The sequence below is a fragment of the Priestia sp. P5_B4 genome (assembly GCF_056400385.1).
Map to the genome: position 1 here is coordinate 12541 of NZ_JBFULJ010000025.1, position 16214 is coordinate 28754.

A 16214-nucleotide genomic window follows, 5' to 3' on the forward strand; every position below is an offset into this window, starting at 1 on the left:
TTTTATACAAAATGGAGGAACTGAAAATGTTTCCTTGCACTTCTTTTCATTTTTCTCTGAACTTCTGTTATAAATGCGCTCTAAGAAGGCTAAATTAAATGTGTAGCCATTTAGGCGAGGAAGCGAGGAGAGTGAAAACATGCAAAATCGATACAGACATATAATTGGTGCGATTCTCCTTGTTTCGTTCATTTTTGTAGGATTTATTCCAGTTGTGCAACAATATATACACATTCCAAAACAAATCGTCTTATTTGAACAGCAAAAAGAAAAAATTAATACGACATTACCGCTTAGCGTAGAAGCTTCATCACCTGTTTACGATGTAACAAGTAACAAGGCGAAGCTGACCGTAGCAGGCAAACAAGTAGGCAAAGAAGAGTTGATGCTTCATTTGGCCGGTATTCCTGTAAAGCGTGTAGACGTGCAGGTATTATCTGATTTTAAAGTCATTCCAGGTGGACAATCAATCGGTGTGAAATTAAATTCAAAAGGTGTTCTTGTTGTAGGCTATCATCAAGTAGATACAGCAAAAGGTAAAAGATCTCCTGGCGAAATTGCGGGTATTCAAGTTGGAGATATGATTACGAAGATTAATGGTAAAACCATTGAAAAAATGAGTGATATTACACCGTTTATTCAGCAGGCAGGAAAAACGGGTGAACCATTAAATCTGCATATTTTAAGAGAAAAAAAGCAGTTTGACACTAAGCTATATCCGTTAAAAGATAAGCAAGATTATGCTTACAGAATCGGTTTATATATCCGTGATTCAGCTGCAGGAATTGGCACAATGACTTTTTATGATCCAAAATCTAAAAAATACGGCGCTTTAGGTCATGTTATTTCGGATATGGATACAAAAAAGCCAATCGTAGTAGAAGATGGACAAATTGTCCGTTCGACCGTTACATCAATTGAAAAAGGTTCTAACGGCGTTCCCGGCGAAAAGCTAGCAAGGTTTTCTGAAGATAGACAAATCATTGGAAATATTACACGAAATAGTCCTTTTGGTATTTTTGGAAAATTGTCTTCAACGATGGAAAATGGAATAATGGATAAAGCAATGCCAATTGCCCTATCTCATCAAGTAAAAGAAGGACCGGCTAAAATTCTAACGGTAGTAGATGATGATCAAGTAGAAGAATTTGATATTGAAATTATGAGTACTATACCTCAAAAGTTTCCGGCTACTAAAGGAATGGTTATTAAAATTACAGATCCTAAATTGCTAAAGAAAACAGGTGGAATTGTTCAAGGAATGAGCGGGAGCCCGATTATTCAAAACGGTAAAGTCGTTGGAGCAGTTACCCATGTTTTTGTAAATGATCCTACCTCGGGTTACGGTGTCCATATTGAATGGATGCTTAACGAAGCAGGAATCGATATTTATAAAAATAATCGAAAAAAAGCGAGCTAATGTTGTCATTAGTTCGCTTTTTTTGATAAAAATTATTGTCGTAAATGTAAGAGAAAAACGTCGAAAAACAAAGAAAATAAGAGAAAATCGAATAAATTCCATTTAAAAGACTTTTTTCTAAAAAAATAAAGGAAATAATGTTGCATTGTCGAATTTGTCCTTTAGAATAAAGAATAGAGACACGTAGGAAACGACGTATAACATAAAGGACTGAGGAGGAAGCTGCATTGAAAAAAATTAAAGTATGCTTGGTTGATGATAATCGGGAACTAATTGGTTTGCTTGAAGATTATATTTCAGAGCAAGAAGACATGGAAGTAATCGGAGTAGCTTACAATGGACAAGAGTGTTTATCCATTTTAAAAGATAAAGATCCGGATGTTCTTGTATTAGACATTATTATGCCGCATCTAGATGGATTAGCAGTTTTAGGTCAGTTAAAAGAAATGAAAAAAGAAAATTATCCAAATGTCATTATGCTAACAGCATTTGGGCAAGAAGACGTAACGAAAAAAGCGGTTGATTTAGGAGCTGCTTATTTTATTCTAAAGCCGTTTGATATGGAAAACTTAGTGAATCATATTCGTCAAGTTAGCGGACAAACATCTTCATTTATGCAACGTTCATCTTCTTCCATGCGTTCACATCGCGACAGCAAACCAGCAAATTTAGATGCAAGCATTACGAGCATCATTCACGAAATTGGTGTACCTGCTCATATCAAAGGCTATTTGTATTTGAGAGAAGCTATTTCAATGGTATATAAGGATATTGAGCTGCTTGGGTCGATTACAAAAGTACTGTATCCTGATATTGCAAAAAAATATAATACAACAGCAAGCCGCGTTGAGCGCGCCATTCGTCATGCCATTGAAGTAGCATGAAGCCGAGGAAACATTGATTCCATTTCTTCATTATTCGGGTATACTGTCAGCATGTCAAAAGCGAAGCCGACAAACAGTGAATTTATCGCCATGGTTGCGGATAAATTACGCCTTGAACATAAAGCGAGTTGAAAGGGATAGGACTGCTGGAATTACGGGGTTTTGAGTGAGCTGATACCTTTTGTAATACAGAGTACATGCCGATAAATCTTTGGAATTTACACTAGATAGTAAACTAAAAACCAATAAACTTTTTACTGCAGGGCCGATGAATTTTACTCATTCATTGGTCTTTTTATTTTGTTTTAAGAGGTGAAAATATTGAGGTTAATGGAACGTGCATCTTGTTTTTCTTCATATCCATAGTGGAGTATTTTATTGAAATAATTTATTTAATTGTTATGAGGGTTTTGTGTTTGAAAGAAGATTTAGAAGATGTATTGAAAAATTCATATCCATATTTTAAATGGGATATAGATAAGTAAATTATAAAAAAGCAGCCTTCAGAAAAGGCTGCTTTTTTTAATCCATTAATTTAGCAATCGGTTTTGAAAGGAACAGAACAATAATTCCAAGTACAATTGTTACAGCTCCGATTAAGCTGAAGATATCGAAATAACCTAAAGACTGTGTATAAGATGCAAGAACACCCGCTAGCTTATTAGCGACAGCAGAGCTTGCCATCCATACGCCCATTAAAAGAGAAGCAAGCTTTAATGGAGCCAGTCTACTTACCATAGACAGCCCTACTGGCGAAATCATAAGCTCAGCTAGCGTGTGCAGGAAGTAAGTGAAAATCATGAACAGGATATTTACTTTTAAAGCTGGGTCATTACCAGTATACATAACGGCTGGAATTAAAATTAAGAATCCTAATCCCACTGTCACAAGTCCCATACCCATTTTTGTTGGCGTTTTGAAATCACCGCGTTTTGAATTTCCGAGCTTGTACCAAACTAGTGACATAATTGGTGCTAAAATCATGATAAACAGCGGATTCAATGATTGGAACCACTCTGTTGGAACCGTGAAACTACCTATTTGACGATTAATTTGATCTTGAGCATATAGCGTTAAAGAACTTCCGGCCTGTTCAAAAGCTGTCCAGAAAGCAATAACAACGAAGGCTAGAATAACGATAGCAACCGTTCTTTTCTTTTCTCGTGCTGACAGCGGAGCAGTTGATGTTTGAGATGCCGCTGCGTGAACTTTTCCTGTAGGCTCTTTCCCAATATCACCTAAGTAGCGATTAGCCAGTAGGTTAAATAAAATTTGTCCAACAACCATTCCGATAGCTGCTGTTAAAAATCCGTATTTGTAACTCATTAATCCAACAACTAACGGTGCGAAAAATGCACCAAAGTTAATACCCATATAAAAAATGGTAAAAGCACCGTCACGGCGAGGATCATTTTCTTCATAGAGATCTCCGACCAATGTGGAGATATTTGGTTTGAAAAATCCGTTTCCGATAATTAATAAAGCAAGTCCGATATACAAAGCGGCTACACTTTGATGAATGAAGATGGAAAAATTCCCGAGTGCCATAATCACACCACCGATAGTGATGGCTAGCCTTCTTCCGAGGAAGCGGTCTGTTAAATATCCGCCAATCATCGGCGTAATGTAAACAGCACTAGTGAATGTTCCATATAAGCTCAGTGCAGTTGCTTTATCTACCCCTAGTCCACCTTGAGCAGCGGTAGCAGTTAAATAAAGAACCAGAATGGCTCTCATTCCATAATAACTAAATCTTTCCCATGCCTCAGTAGCGAATAATAAGTACAGTCCAGGAGGGTGTTTTTTCCTAGACCCATTTGGCTGCTGATTTTCGTGTTGTACAGCTGCTTGCATAATGAAGTCCCCCTAAATTTTTCTCATACTATTTAATTCTTTTGTTTGAATTAATCAAAAAATCAGAATATAAGTACTGGAATAAATATAATGTCTTTTTATTTTAGTAGAAAAACAATAATTTCGTCAATGAAATTATATGGAAAAATCAAAAAATAATTAAATATACACAAAAAAGTATTAAATTACTTATTTAAAAGCATTTTTAAAAATACATTTATATTATTAAATATTCTAATATATGTTATGGGAAATGAAATCAGAAAGTAATACTATTTTTGGAAATGAAAATTCAAAAGAAAAAAGGATCTATTATTCAGATCCTTTTTTATCTTCGCTCGCATTTAATTCAGCAAGTTTCTGCAGCAAAATATGCTGAGGCATATGCATTAATTGCTCGAGGGGGATATTTAATTGTTCCGCTAATTTTACGGCTGTATCCGGTGAAATTTGCAGTGGTCTCATACACAACAACCTCCTTTTGCATATAAAGTAATGAAAGTAAAAAAGTATAAACAGTAAATTCGTGCTTTCACTATTAAGTAATGCTAAAGTTAATAATAAGTGATAATAGAGGAGTTGAGCAAGTATGTTTGTAATAGGTCATCGCGGCGCAGCTGGAACGTTTCCTGAAAATACGATGATTTCCTTCAAAGAAGCAGCGAGAGTTGGAGCACACGGAATTGAACTTGATGTGCATATGACAAAGGATGGAGAACTTGCTGTAATTCATGATGAAAAAGTAGATCGAACGACGAATGGAAAAGGGTATGTAAAAGATTTTACGTATCAAGATTTAAAAAAATTAGATGCGAGCTATAAGTTCAAAAAAAAGTATGGAGTATGTAAAATCCCCACGTTAAATGAAGTAATGGAGTGGGCTTCAAGTGAAGGAATTAGCGTGAATATTGAGTTGAAAAACAATATATTTGACTATCCATACTTGGAAATGAAAGTCTTGGATTTAATTTATTTATACAAGATGAAGGATCGAACGATGATTTCATCTTTTAATCATAACAGCTTAGCCCGAATTGGTTCTCTGGATTCTACGATTGAAACAGCTATTTTATATTCTTATCCGATGTATGAGCCTTGGGTATATGCGCAGCATCTTGGCGCAAAAGCTCTTCACCCTAATCAGCGTACCGTTAATGAAGTAAATGTAGCGGCTTCAAAAGATTGTCAAATTCCAGTGCGACCTTACACAGTAAATGATGTAAAAGTAGCTGAGCAGCTTCGAAAATATGGATGTGAATCCGTTATTACCGATTATCCAGAAAAAATGGTGAAGCAATTTGGAGGACGCTTTTCGTAAAAAAACATCGCATTAATGCGATGTTTTTTTATCTTTTTGAAATCTGTTTTGAACTTTGTTTCGCTTGCGGTCTCTGTGCAGAATAAAGCCAGCAACAAATCCAAGGCCGATTAAAAATAATAGAAGGCCGACTGAAAATTGCAAAAATAAAGAAGGGAACGGGGATTGCAGGATGCCAAAAATCATATCTCTCATAAGTTTAATGCCATAGCCAGCGAGTATACCGGGAATAAGTAAGATTAGCAGTGCGATAATTCGAACCATAACTGCTCCTTTCGCTTCTCTTTTTTAAAATGAATGCGTTTACATTGTGAAACCGTTATACTTGAATCATAAAAGAACTAAATAAATTGTCAAGAGCGTTTCTTTTTTTATATGATAGGTATATGCAATATTTTGCACGGGATATGTACATATTAAGTAGAAAAGGTGAAAAAATATGCAAAATGTGTTGATCGTTGGAGGAGGAAAAGGCGGATTAGCTATTCTGAAAATCTTGTTGGAAACAGAATTTATGAAAGTGATTGGTGTAGTAGACGTACGAGCTAACGCGCCGGCTGTTTTGCATGCGCAAGAACAAGATATTTCAACCGGAATGAATTGGGAGCCTTATATGACAAAGCAGCTCGATGTCATTGTTGAAACAACAGGTAAACAAGGCGTCTTTCAACAATTGCAAAGAAGCAAACCCGCTGATGCACTGGTAGTGCCGGGATTGGTTGCTGAAATTATGGCAAATCTGATGGAGGAAAAAGAAGAGTTAATTCAGAGGTTAAAGCAAGAATCGTATAAATATGATCTTATTTTTAACGCAGCTCATGATGCGATGGTCGTGATTGATAGGAATGGATATATTACGCTATTTAATCAAAGTGCAGAGCGTTTGACGAACTTTTCACACAGAGATGTAATTGGTAAGCATCTTCATGAAGTCATTCCAAATAGTAAACTTGTTGATGTTCTTCATACAAAAACGATTGATCAAAATAGTGAATTTGTGTTAGATAGCGGACGGAAGGTAATTACGACTAGAATACCAATACTCGACGAGAATGGAGAGCTGTTTGGGGCCTTTTCGATTTTTAAAGATATTACGGACGTTGTCGGATTGGCAGAAGAAGTTACGAACTTAAAAGAAGTACAAACTATGCTTCAAGCTATTATTCAATCTTCTGAAGAAGCTATTTCGGTTGTCGATGAAGAAGGAAGAGGAATTTTAATTAATCCTGCTTATACAAGAATTACGGGTTTAAAAAAGACGGATATTATTGGTCAGCCCGCGACTGCCGATATCTCTGAAGGAGACAGTATGCACATGAAGGTACTGCAAACAAGGCGTCCTGTCCGAGGTGTAAGAATGAGGCTCGGTCCGAGTAAAAGAGACGTGGTTGTCAATGTTGCCCCCGTTATTGTTGATGGAAAATTAAAAGGCAGCGTTGGTGTTATTCATGATATGTCTGAAATTCAAGAGCTTACAAATGAACTCAAAAGAGCGCGTCAAATTATCAGAACGCTTGAAGCGAAATATTCATTTGCTGATATCATTGGTCAATCTGAAGAGTTTCAGTTAGCAATTGAGCAGGCTAGACTTGCTGCTAAAACACCAGCTACTGTTTTGCTTAGAGGTGAATCTGGGACGGGTAAAGAGCTGTTTGCACATGCGATTCATAATGCGAGCAGCCGAAAGTTTAACAAATTTGTCCGGATTAACTGTGCTGCGCTTTCTGAGTCCTTGCTTGAAAGTGAACTTTTTGGGTACGAAGAAGGAGCTTTTTCCGGGGCAAAAAGAGGGGGGAAACGCGGCGTTTTTGAAGAAGCTAATAACGGTAGCATCTTTTTAGATGAAATCGGGGAGCTCTCAGCTCATATGCAGGCTAAGCTGCTTCGGGTGCTTCAAGAAAAAGAGCTTATTCGCGTTGGAGGAACGACTCCTATTCCGGTGAATGTTCGCGTTATTGCAGCTACGAATGTGAATTTAGAAAAAGGAATGGCTGATGGAAGCATCAGACAGGACTTGTATTATCGGCTAAACAAAATTCCGATTCACATACCTCCTCTTCGGAAGAGAAAAGAGGATATTGGTGCGCTTGTTACACACTTAATTACAAAAATTAATCAAGATTACGGCCGGCATGTTGAAGGAGTAACAGAGCGGGCTTTACAGTCATTAAGATCATACGACTGGCCAGGAAACGTCAGAGAGCTTGAAAACATATTAGGCAGAGCGATTATTTATATGCACTATACAGAAACAATGATTGATTCTGTTCATCTCCCTTCACTTGAAGGCAAGGGCAAAAAAGAAAAAAATCAGGTGAATGAAGAGGTAATGTTCGAAGGGAAGACTTTGGCGCACATGATGGAAAATTACGAAGCGGAACTTATTCAAAAAGTGCTGCTTGCAAACGAGTATAACCGAACGAAAACAGCAAAACAGCTCAATATTTCCCTGCGTTCTTTGTATTATAAGTTGGAAAAATACAATCTTGCAAATAACAGCATGCAATAAAATGCATGGTGTGCAATTTATTGCATATAAATAGAGAGGTATTCTTTTTTTCTATTTGGTGTTAGAATCAATAAAAAAATTTTTTTGTGCGTAAGAACGGATATAAGCAGCTATATTATGTAATATATGCAGTGGATGGCACAAATCTTGCATGTATTTTAGGTGACTGCATAAACGCGCAGTATGCTCTTTAAAACGGAGCAAAAGAAAGAATGAAAAAGGAGAGGTCGAACATTCCATGACTCTTGCTACCATCTTATCTCGGGTTGCTAAGCAGTCTTCTTTGACTGTTGCTGTTGCAGCAGCTGAAGACTTAGAAACAATTGAGGCAGTGTATGAAGCTGTGTCAAGGGAAGTTTCTGAATTTATTTTGTTTGGCAACGAAACGACAATTAATGAATTATTCAGGCAGTACCGCCCATCCTTACTCACTCATAAGGCTGTGACGGTCGTACATACGGAGTCCGTTTTAGAAGCGGCTCAATTGGCTGTGCGTTCAGTTCAGCAAGGTCAAGCTCATATCGTAATGAAAGGGAATTTATCCACATCGCTTATCTTAAAAGCTGTGTTAAATAAAGAGCATGGTTTGCGTACGGGAAATGTTTTATCACATGTAGCTGTATTTGACGTTCCCCACTATGACCGTCCGATTCTTGTAACAGATGCGGCTATGAATATTACGCCGTCTCTGGAAGAGAAAGTTCAAATCATTCAAAATGCGGTGAACGTTGCCCACTCGATTGGGATCGAGATGCCAAAGGTAGCTCCTATTGCAGCGGTTGAAGTTGTGAACTCTTTGATGCCTGCAACAGTAGAGGCTGCCCTTCTTACACAGATGAACCGCAGAGGACAAATTAAAGGCTGCGTGATTGATGGACCTTTAGCACTCGACAATGCCATTAACATAGAAGCAGCCAAGCAAAAAGGCATTCAAAGTGAAGTTGCCGGTCAAGCAGATATATTACTCGTTCCAGCAATTGAAACAGGGAACGTCTTATATAAATCCCTTATTTATTTTGCTAAAGCAAAAGTTGGAGCTATTCTAGCAGGAGCAAAAGCTCCGGTCGTCTTAACATCCAGAGCAGATTCATCAGAAAGTAAATTATACTCACTGGCGCTTGCTATCAGCGTCGCTCAACAGAATTCTTAGGAGGCACTAACAATGAAAATTTTTGATTATATGGAAACATACGATTACGAGCAGTTATTATTTTGCCAAGATAAAGATTCAGGCTTAAAAGCCATTATTGCCATTCACGATACAACAATTGGACCAGCTCTAGGCGGTACAAGAATGTGGACATATGAATCAGAAGAGGCTGCAATTGAAGATGCGCTTCGTCTATCACGCGGAATGACTTATAAAAATGCAGCAGCAGGCTTGAATTTAGGAGGAGGGAAAACGGTTATTATCGGAGATCCTCGCAAAGATAAAAATGAAGCAATGTTCCGTGCATTTGGTCGCTTTATTCAAGGGTTAAATGGTCGATATATCACAGCAGAAGATGTGGGCACAACGGTAGAGGATATGGATATTGTATATGAGGAAACGGATTATGTAACGGGTGTATCTCCTGCTTTTGGTTCATCAGGCAATCCATCACCAGTCACAGCCTACGGCGTATACCGAGGAATTAAAGCAGCAGCAAAAGAAGCATTTGGAACAGATATGCTTGAAGGAAAAGTAGTAGCTGTCCAAGGTGTAGGAAACGTAGCGTATAATTTATGCCGCCACCTTCACGAAGAAGGAGCAAAACTTATTGTAACGGATATTAATAAAGAAGCTGTTCAGCGTGCGGTAGAAGAATTTGGTGCGCAAGCAGTAGACCCGAATGATATTTATGGTGTAGAATGTGATATCTATGCTCCTTGTGCACTCGGAGCAACGATTAACGATGAAACGATCCCTCAAATAAAAGCAAAAGTTATTGCAGGGGCAGCTAATAATCAATTGAAAGAAACGCGTCATGGTGATTTAATTCATGAATTAGGCATTGTATATGCACCCGACTATGTTATTAACGCAGGAGGCGTTATTAACGTAGCTGATGAGCTAGTCGGATATAACCGTGAGCGTGCCCTGAAAAAAGTTGAAGGTATTTATGATAATATTGAAAAGGTAGTTGAAATCTCAAAGCGAGATGGTATTCCAACCTATCTAGCAGCAGATCGCTTAGCTGAAGAAAGAATTGAAAAGCTGCGTCGTTCACGCAGTCAATTTTTACAAAATGGACAGCATATTTTAAGTAGACGTCATACGCGCTAATGTTTGAGCTGAAGGCTAGGCAAAAGGAATAAATGAAATCCTTTCGACCTAGCCTTCGTTTATGAGAATGATAAGGTAGGAGGACATGTGTTGGATATGCACGAATATCGAATGCTGATAATAAATCCGGGTTCAACGTCCACAAAAATTGGCGTATTTCACAACGATAAACCAATTTTTGATCGAACAATCCGCTACGATTCACAGCAAATGAATCAGTTTGAGACGATATATGCACAGTATGAGTTCCGTAAAAACTCGATTTTAGAGGCACTTGATGAAGAAGGGATTAATTTATCTAAATTAAGTGCAGTATGTGGAAGAGGAGGGCTTTTACGCCCGATTGAAGGCGGCACATACGAAGTAAATCAAGCCATGCTCAAAGATTTAAAAGACGGTTATGCCGGCCATCATGCTTCAAATTTAGGCGGGATTTTAGCTTTTGAGATTGCATCTGGATTAAATATACCAGCGTACATTGTTGATCCAGTGGTGGTAGATGAGCTAAGTGACATCGCTCGTATCTCAGGAACTCCTTTTATGGAAAGGAAAAGCATCTTTCACGCGCTGAATCAAAAATCGGTTGCTCGAAAAGTGGCTAAAGAAATGAATAGCACATATGAACAAATGAACGTTATTGTTACCCATATGGGTGGAGGCATTACAGTCGGAGTTCACCAACGCGGAAAAGTAATTGATGTGAACAATGGCCTGCACGGTGACGGTCCTTTTAGTCCAGAGCGCGCTGGCGGTGTACCGGTTGGTGAATTAGTTCGTCTTTGCTTTTCAGGTCAGTATTACCGCGAGGAGATTATGAAAATGCTTGTAGGGAAAGGCGGGCTTGTCGGTTATTTGGGCACATCTGACGTGCAGAAAGTCGAAGCGCTAGTGAAAAATGGAAACGAAAAAGCTAAGCTTATCTACGAAGCAATGGCTTATCAAATTTCGAAGGAAATTGGAGCTGCCAGTACGGTATTGCATGGAAAAGTAGATGCCATTATTTTAACGGGAGGCATTGCTTATTCAAAAGCGTTTGTTGAGCTGATTATTAATCATGTAAAGTGGATTGCAGATGTCATTGTTTATCCTGGAGAAAATGAGCTTCAAGCGCTAGCTGAAGKGGCTCTCCGAGTGCTTACAGGTGAAGAAGAAGTGAAGGAATATAAAGGCGCTTAATAGCGTTTGCAGAAAGGTGTGAAGCAGTGTGGCAAAAGAATATGATTTGGTCATTCTCGGCGGTGKAACCGGAGGGTACGTAGCAGCTATTCGTGCCTCTCAGTTAGGTCTATCGGTAGCGGTTGTAGAAAAAAATAAGTTAGGCGGCACATGCCTGCACGCAGGGTGTATCCCAAGCAAAGCTTTACTAAGAAGTGCAGAAGTCTACCAAACGGCTAAGAAAAGCAGTGAATTTGGCGTAGAAACGTCCAATGTGCTATTGAACTATGCACGTGTACAAGAACGAAAGTCAGAAATTGTTTCACAGTTACATAATGGTGTTAAACAGCTAATGAAAAAAGGTAAAATTGACGTATATGAAGGAATTGGACGTATTTTAGGACCTTCTATTTTTTCTCCTATGCCAGGAACTATCTCTGTCGAATTAAAAAGCGGTGAAGAAAACGAAATGCTTATTCCAAAGAATGTAATTGTCGCAACCGGGTCTCGTCCTAGAACATTACCTGGTCTAACGATTGACGGAGAGAAAGTAATTACTTCAGATGAAGCATTAAAGATGGAAACACTTCCTGCTTCTATTATTATTGTGGGAGGCGGTGTCATTGGAATTGAATGGGCGTCAATGCTCACAGATTTTGATGTTGATGTAACGGTTGTGGAATACAGCGATCGAATTTTACCAACAGAAGATCAAGATATCTCCCGTGAAATGACGAAGCTTTTAAAAGCAAAAGGAGTTAACATTATTACTTCTGCTAAAGTAATGGCTGATACACTGTCTATTGATGGTCAGGTGAAAATTTCCGCTCAAGTAGGAGACGATATGCAAGAATATGAAGCAGAAAAGCTGCTTGTATCTGTAGGGCGTCAAGCGAATGTCGAAGGAATTGGTCTCGAGAATACCGATATTGTAGTAGAAAACGGTGTGATTGCCACAAATGATTTTTATCAAACGAAAGAATCTCATATCTACGCAATTGGAGATGTGATTGGCGGACTGCAGCTTGCACATGTAGCTTCTCACGAAGGAATTGTAGCTGTGGAGCATTTACATGGTGAAAAGCCTTTGAAGATTGATTATACAACAATCTCTAAATGCGTATACAGCAGCCCGGAGGCAGCGAGTGTAGGATTAACAGAACAAGAAGCAAAACAGCAAGGGTTTCAGCTGAAGGTTGGAAAGTTTCCGTTTAAGGCCGTTGGAAAAGCTCTTGTATATGGAGAGGCAGAGGGGTTTGTTAAAATTATTGCTGATGCCGACACAAATGATGTCCTTGGTGTGCATATGATTGGACCTCACGTGACGGATATGATCTCTGAAGCAGGTCTTGCAAAGGTATTGGATGCTACACCATGGGAAATTGCTCATACCATTCATCCTCACCCTAGCCTTTCAGAAGCGATGGGAGAAGCTTCATTAGCTGTAGATGGAAAAGCGATTCATTTTTGATGATTAAAGGAGGTTTAAACATGACAAAAAACCGTCATGAATCATTAGGATTAACTGATGAACAAGTACTTGAAATGTACCGCACTATGCTGCTTGCACGAAAAATTGATGAGCGTATGTGGCTATTAAATCGTGCAGGGAAGGTGCCTTTTGTTATTTCATGTCAAGGTCAGGAAGCCGCTCAAGTTGGCGCAGCTTTTGCCTTAAATAGAGAGAATGATTACATATTACCTTATTACCGCGATCTGGGTGTTGTGCTAGCATTTGGAATGACTGCGCGCGATTTAATGCTTTCTGGGTTTGCTAAAGCAGAAGATCCAAACTCAGGAGGTCGTCAAATGCCAGGTCACTTTGGCCATAAGGAAAAGCGAATTGTAACAGGATCTTCTCCAGTTACAACACAGGTGCCTCATGCAGTAGGAATCGCTTTAGCAGGACGACTGGAGAAAAAAGACTTAGTAACGTTTGTGACGTTTGGAGAAGGATCTTCTAACCAAGGAGATTTCCATGAAGGCGCGAACTTTGCAGGTGTTCATAAGCTTCCTGTTATCTTTATGTGTGAAAATAACAAGTATGCGATTTCTGTTCCGGTTGAAAAGCAGCTAGGATGCGCAAAAGTATCTGATCGTGCAATTGGATATGGTATGCCAGGCTACACAATTGATGGAAACGATGTCCTTGAAGTATACCGAGTGGTAAAAGAAGCAAGAGATCGTGCATCCAGAGGAGAAGGACCTACTCTTATTGAAACTGTTTCAGAGCGTTTGACTGCCCATTCAAGTGATGACGATGATCGTGCATATCGCGGAGCAGAAGAATTGTCTGAAGCTAAAAAGAGCGATCCGCTTGCGTACTTTGCGACTTATTTAAAAGAGGTTAAGGTGTTAACCGATGAACGAGAAAAACAAATGCTTGATGATATTATGAACATCGTTAATGATGCAACAGATTATGCTGAAAACGCTCCTTATGCAGAAGCGGAATCGGCTTTAAAATACGTGTACGGTGAGTAAGGAGGAGAACATATGCCGGTTATTTCATATATTGATGCAGTAACAATGGCCATTCGTGAAGAAATGGAAAGAGATTCCCGCGTGTTTGTATTAGGAGAAGACGTAGGGAAAAAAGGCGGCGTATTTAAAGCAACCAACGGACTATACGAACAGTTCGGGGAAGAAAGAGTCATTGACACGCCTCTTGCAGAGTCTGCTATTGCAGGGGTAGGAATCGGAGCGGCAATGTACGGCATGCGTCCGATTGCTGAAATGCAATTTGCTGATTTTATTATGCCCGCAGTCAATCAAATTGTGTCAGAAGCAGCGAAAATTCGCTATCGTTCTAATAATGATTGGAGTTGTCCAATTACAATTCGAGCTCCTTACGGCGGCGGAGTTCACGGTGCTCTTTATCATTCTCAATCTGTTGAAGCACTATTTGCCAATACGCCAGGGTTAAAGATTGTGATGCCTTCTACGCCTTATGACGTAAAGGGATTATTAAAAGCAGCTATTCGTGATGATGATCCAGTTCTTTTCTTTGAGCATAAGCGTGCGTATCGTTTGATTAAAGGAGAAGTCCCTGAAGATGATTATGTACTTCCGATTGGCAAAGCAGATGTAAAGAGAGAAGGAGACGACATCACGGTTATTACATATGGTCTTTGTGTACACTTTGCTCTTCAAGCTGCTGAAAAACTGGAAGCAGACGGTATTTCAGCACACATCTTAGATTTAAGAACGGTCTATCCGCTTGATAAAGAAGCTATTATTGAAGCAGCATCTAAAACAGGTAAAGTACTGCTTTTAACGGAAGACAACAAAGAAGGCAGCATCATGAGCGAAGTAGCAGCTATTATTGCTGAACACTGCTTATTCGATTTAGATGCACCAATTAAGCGCCTTGCTGGCCCTGATGTTCCAGCTATGCCGTATGCACCAACAATGGAAAAATATTTTATGGTGAATCCAGATAAAGTAGAAAAAGCAATGAGAGAATTAGCTCAATTTTAAAAGGAGTTGTATCAATTGGCTATTGAAAAAATTACGATGCCGCAGCTCGGTGAAAGTGTAACAGAAGGTACAATTAGCAAATGGCTCGTTTCTGTTGGAGATCACGTAAATAAGTACGACCCGTTAGCTGAAGTCATGACGGATAAAGTAAATGCTGAAGTGCCTTCTTCTTTTAGTGGAACAATTAAAGAGTTAATTGTAGCTGAAGATGATACTTTGCCTGTAGGAGAAGTGATTTGTTTAATTGAAGTAGAAGGAACTGTACCTCAAAAAGAACAGAAAACGTCTGATAAGACTGTAGAAGAATCAGCGTCAAAAACAGCGGACAGTCAATCCAATAAAAGTCGATACTCTCCAGCTGTTATGCGTCTGTCACAAGAGCATAATATTAATTTAGATACCGTGACAGGAACAGGGGCGGGCGGCCGCATTACGAGAAAAGATATTTTAGCTGTTATTGAAAAAGGCGGAGCTGCTGAAGTGAAAGAAACACCTGCATCAACAGTTCAGCCAGAAGCACCTGTAGCGGCAGCTGCTCCAAAAACGCAGCAGCCCGCGCCGGTTGTGTCTGCAGCAGGAGATCAAGAAATCCCTGTTACAGGCGTGCGTAAAGCTATTGCAGCAAATATGCTTCGCAGCAAGCACGAAATTCCGCATGCATGGACAATGGTTGAAGTTGATGTAACGAACTTAGTTTCTTATCGTGATGCATTAAAGACGGACTTCAAACAAAAAGAAGGTTTTAACTTAACGTATTTTGCGTTCTTCGTAAAAGCAGTGGCTCAAGCTTTAAAAGAATTCCCTCAAATGAATTCAATGTGGGCAGGAGACCGTATTGTTCAGAAAAAGGACATTAATGTATCGATTGCTGTTGCAACAGACGATGCTTTATTTGTGCCGGTTATTAAACAAGCCGATGAAAAGACAATCAAAGGCATTGCGCGTGAAATTACAGAGCTCGCGCAAAAAGTTCGTACGGGTTCATTGAAGTCTGAAGACATGCAGGGCGGAACGTTTACTGTTAACAACACTGGATCATTTGGTTCCGTTCAATCAATGGGGATTATTAATTACCCGCAAGCGGCTATTTTACAAGTAGAATCTATTGTAAAACGTCCGGTTATTATTGATAACATGATTGCTGTTCGAGATATGGTTAACTTATGTTTATCACTTGATCACCGCGTGTTAGACGGCTTGGTGTGCGGCAGATTCTTGGCAAGAGTTAAAGAGATTTTAGAATCTACTTCTAAAGAGAATACGTCCGTCTATTAAAACAGAGGCTGACACAAAAATATTTTAGCTGAAGGAAGATCCGAACGATGAAT

The 16214-nt window shown here is 39.1% G+C and carries 13 protein-coding genes and 1 pseudogene; 11 read left to right on the forward strand and 3 right to left on the reverse strand.

Annotation, left to right across the window (positions count from 1 at the left end; genetic code table 11):
• Positions 1-139: 139 nt before the first annotated feature.
• Positions 140-1420, forward strand: a complete 1281-nt coding sequence (spoIVB, locus tag AC1DRF_RS05340) for a SpoIVB peptidase (protein WP_016765539.1) — start codon at positions 140-142, stop codon at positions 1418-1420.
• A gap of 227 nt (positions 1421-1647) precedes the next feature.
• Positions 1648-2436, forward strand: a pseudogene (gene spo0A / locus AC1DRF_RS05345) (sporulation transcription factor Spo0A).
• Between the two features lie 390 nt (positions 2437-2826).
• On the opposite strand, the gene AC1DRF_RS05350 reads toward spo0A, so the two are convergent.
• Positions 2827-4158: a peptide MFS transporter gene (locus tag AC1DRF_RS05350; protein WP_013084983.1), complete on the reverse strand. Its 1332-nt coding sequence runs from the start codon at positions 4156-4158 to the stop codon at positions 2827-2829.
• A gap of 312 nt (positions 4159-4470) precedes the next feature.
• A complete protein-coding gene (locus AC1DRF_RS05355) occupies positions 4471-4623 on the reverse strand; it encodes a YycC family protein (protein ID WP_013059130.1) in 153 nt (50 codons plus the stop codon).
• A gap of 124 nt (positions 4624-4747) precedes the next feature.
• Here AC1DRF_RS05355 and AC1DRF_RS05360 point away from each other — a divergent pair, with 124 nt between their 5' ends.
• The gene (locus tag AC1DRF_RS05360) at positions 4748-5476 is read left to right on the forward strand and encodes a glycerophosphodiester phosphodiesterase (RefSeq protein ID WP_028410665.1); all 729 of its coding nucleotides are present in this window, start codon (positions 4748-4750) and stop codon (positions 5474-5476) included.
• 12 nt (positions 5477-5488) lie between these two features.
• On the opposite strand, the gene AC1DRF_RS05365 is transcribed toward AC1DRF_RS05360, so the two are convergent.
• Complete coding sequence (locus AC1DRF_RS05365) at positions 5489-5740, reverse strand: DUF2627 domain-containing protein (protein WP_013059128.1); 252 nt, start codon at positions 5738-5740, stop codon at positions 5489-5491.
• Between the two features lie 175 nt (positions 5741-5915).
• Here AC1DRF_RS05365 and AC1DRF_RS05370 point away from each other — a divergent pair, with 175 nt between their 5' ends.
• The 8 genes from AC1DRF_RS05370 to AC1DRF_RS05405 all read left to right on the forward strand — a co-directional run bounded on the left by AC1DRF_RS05370 (position 5916) and on the right by AC1DRF_RS05405 (position 16161).
• A complete protein-coding gene (locus AC1DRF_RS05370; RefSeq protein WP_043976261.1) occupies positions 5916-7985 on the forward strand; it encodes a sigma-54 interaction domain-containing protein in 2070 nt (689 codons plus the stop codon).
• A gap of 238 nt (positions 7986-8223) precedes the next feature.
• Entirely contained in the window at positions 8224-9135 is a 912-nt protein-coding gene (gene yqiS / locus AC1DRF_RS05375; RefSeq protein ID WP_230183105.1) for a phosphate butyryltransferase, read from the forward strand.
• 12 nt (positions 9136-9147) lie between these two features.
• Positions 9148-10251, forward strand: a complete 1104-nt coding sequence (gene bcd, locus AC1DRF_RS05380; RefSeq protein WP_013059125.1) for a branched-chain amino acid dehydrogenase — start codon at positions 9148-9150, stop codon at positions 10249-10251.
• Between the two features lie 96 nt (positions 10252-10347).
• Entirely contained in the window at positions 10348-11427 is a 1080-nt protein-coding gene (gene buk / locus AC1DRF_RS05385) for a butyrate kinase (protein ID WP_477740405.1), read from the forward strand.
• Between the two features lie 28 nt (positions 11428-11455).
• Positions 11456-12877, forward strand: coding sequence for a dihydrolipoyl dehydrogenase (gene lpdA / locus AC1DRF_RS05390; protein WP_477740404.1), 1422 nt, complete (start codon positions 11456-11458; stop codon positions 12875-12877).
• A 20-nt stretch (positions 12878-12897) separates the two neighbouring features.
• Entirely contained in the window at positions 12898-13890 is a 993-nt protein-coding gene (locus AC1DRF_RS05395; RefSeq protein WP_016765533.1) for a thiamine pyrophosphate-dependent dehydrogenase E1 component subunit alpha, read from the forward strand.
• Positions 13891-13902: 12 nt separating this feature from the next.
• Positions 13903-14886, forward strand: a complete 984-nt coding sequence (locus tag AC1DRF_RS05400; RefSeq protein WP_097824582.1) for an alpha-ketoacid dehydrogenase subunit beta — start codon at positions 13903-13905, stop codon at positions 14884-14886.
• 15 nt (positions 14887-14901) lie between these two features.
• Positions 14902-16161 (forward strand): dihydrolipoamide acetyltransferase family protein, encoded by a 1260-nt coding sequence (locus AC1DRF_RS05405; RefSeq protein WP_097824581.1) that lies wholly within the window; start codon positions 14902-14904, stop codon positions 16159-16161.
• Positions 16162-16214 lie beyond the last annotated feature (53 nt).

What these genes read in the sequence shown, in the direction of transcription:
- spoIVB (WP_016765539.1), top strand. Translation starts at nt 140, where the DNA reads ATGCAAAATCGATACAGACATATAATTGGTGCGATTCTCCTTGTTTCG.
- AC1DRF_RS05350 (WP_013084983.1), bottom strand. Translation starts at nt 4,158, where the DNA reads ATGCAAGCAGCTGTACAACACGAAAATCAGCAGCCAAATGGGTCTAGG.
- AC1DRF_RS05355 (WP_013059130.1), bottom strand. Translation starts at nt 4,623, where the DNA reads ATGAGACCACTGCAAATTTCACCGGATACAGCCGTAAAATTAGCGGAA.
- AC1DRF_RS05360 (WP_028410665.1), top strand. Translation starts at nt 4,748, where the DNA reads ATGTTTGTAATAGGTCATCGCGGCGCAGCTGGAACGTTTCCTGAAAAT.
- AC1DRF_RS05365 (WP_013059128.1), bottom strand. Translation starts at nt 5,740, where the DNA reads ATGGTTCGAATTATCGCACTGCTAATCTTACTTATTCCCGGTATACTC.
- AC1DRF_RS05370 (WP_043976261.1), top strand. Translation starts at nt 5,916, where the DNA reads ATGCAAAATGTGTTGATCGTTGGAGGAGGAAAAGGCGGATTAGCTATT.
- yqiS (WP_230183105.1), top strand. Translation starts at nt 8,224, where the DNA reads ATGACTCTTGCTACCATCTTATCTCGGGTTGCTAAGCAGTCTTCTTTG.
- bcd (WP_013059125.1), top strand. Translation starts at nt 9,148, where the DNA reads ATGAAAATTTTTGATTATATGGAAACATACGATTACGAGCAGTTATTA.
- AC1DRF_RS05395 (WP_016765533.1), top strand. Translation starts at nt 12,898, where the DNA reads ATGACAAAAAACCGTCATGAATCATTAGGATTAACTGATGAACAAGTA.
- AC1DRF_RS05400 (WP_097824582.1), top strand. Translation starts at nt 13,903, where the DNA reads ATGCCGGTTATTTCATATATTGATGCAGTAACAATGGCCATTCGTGAA.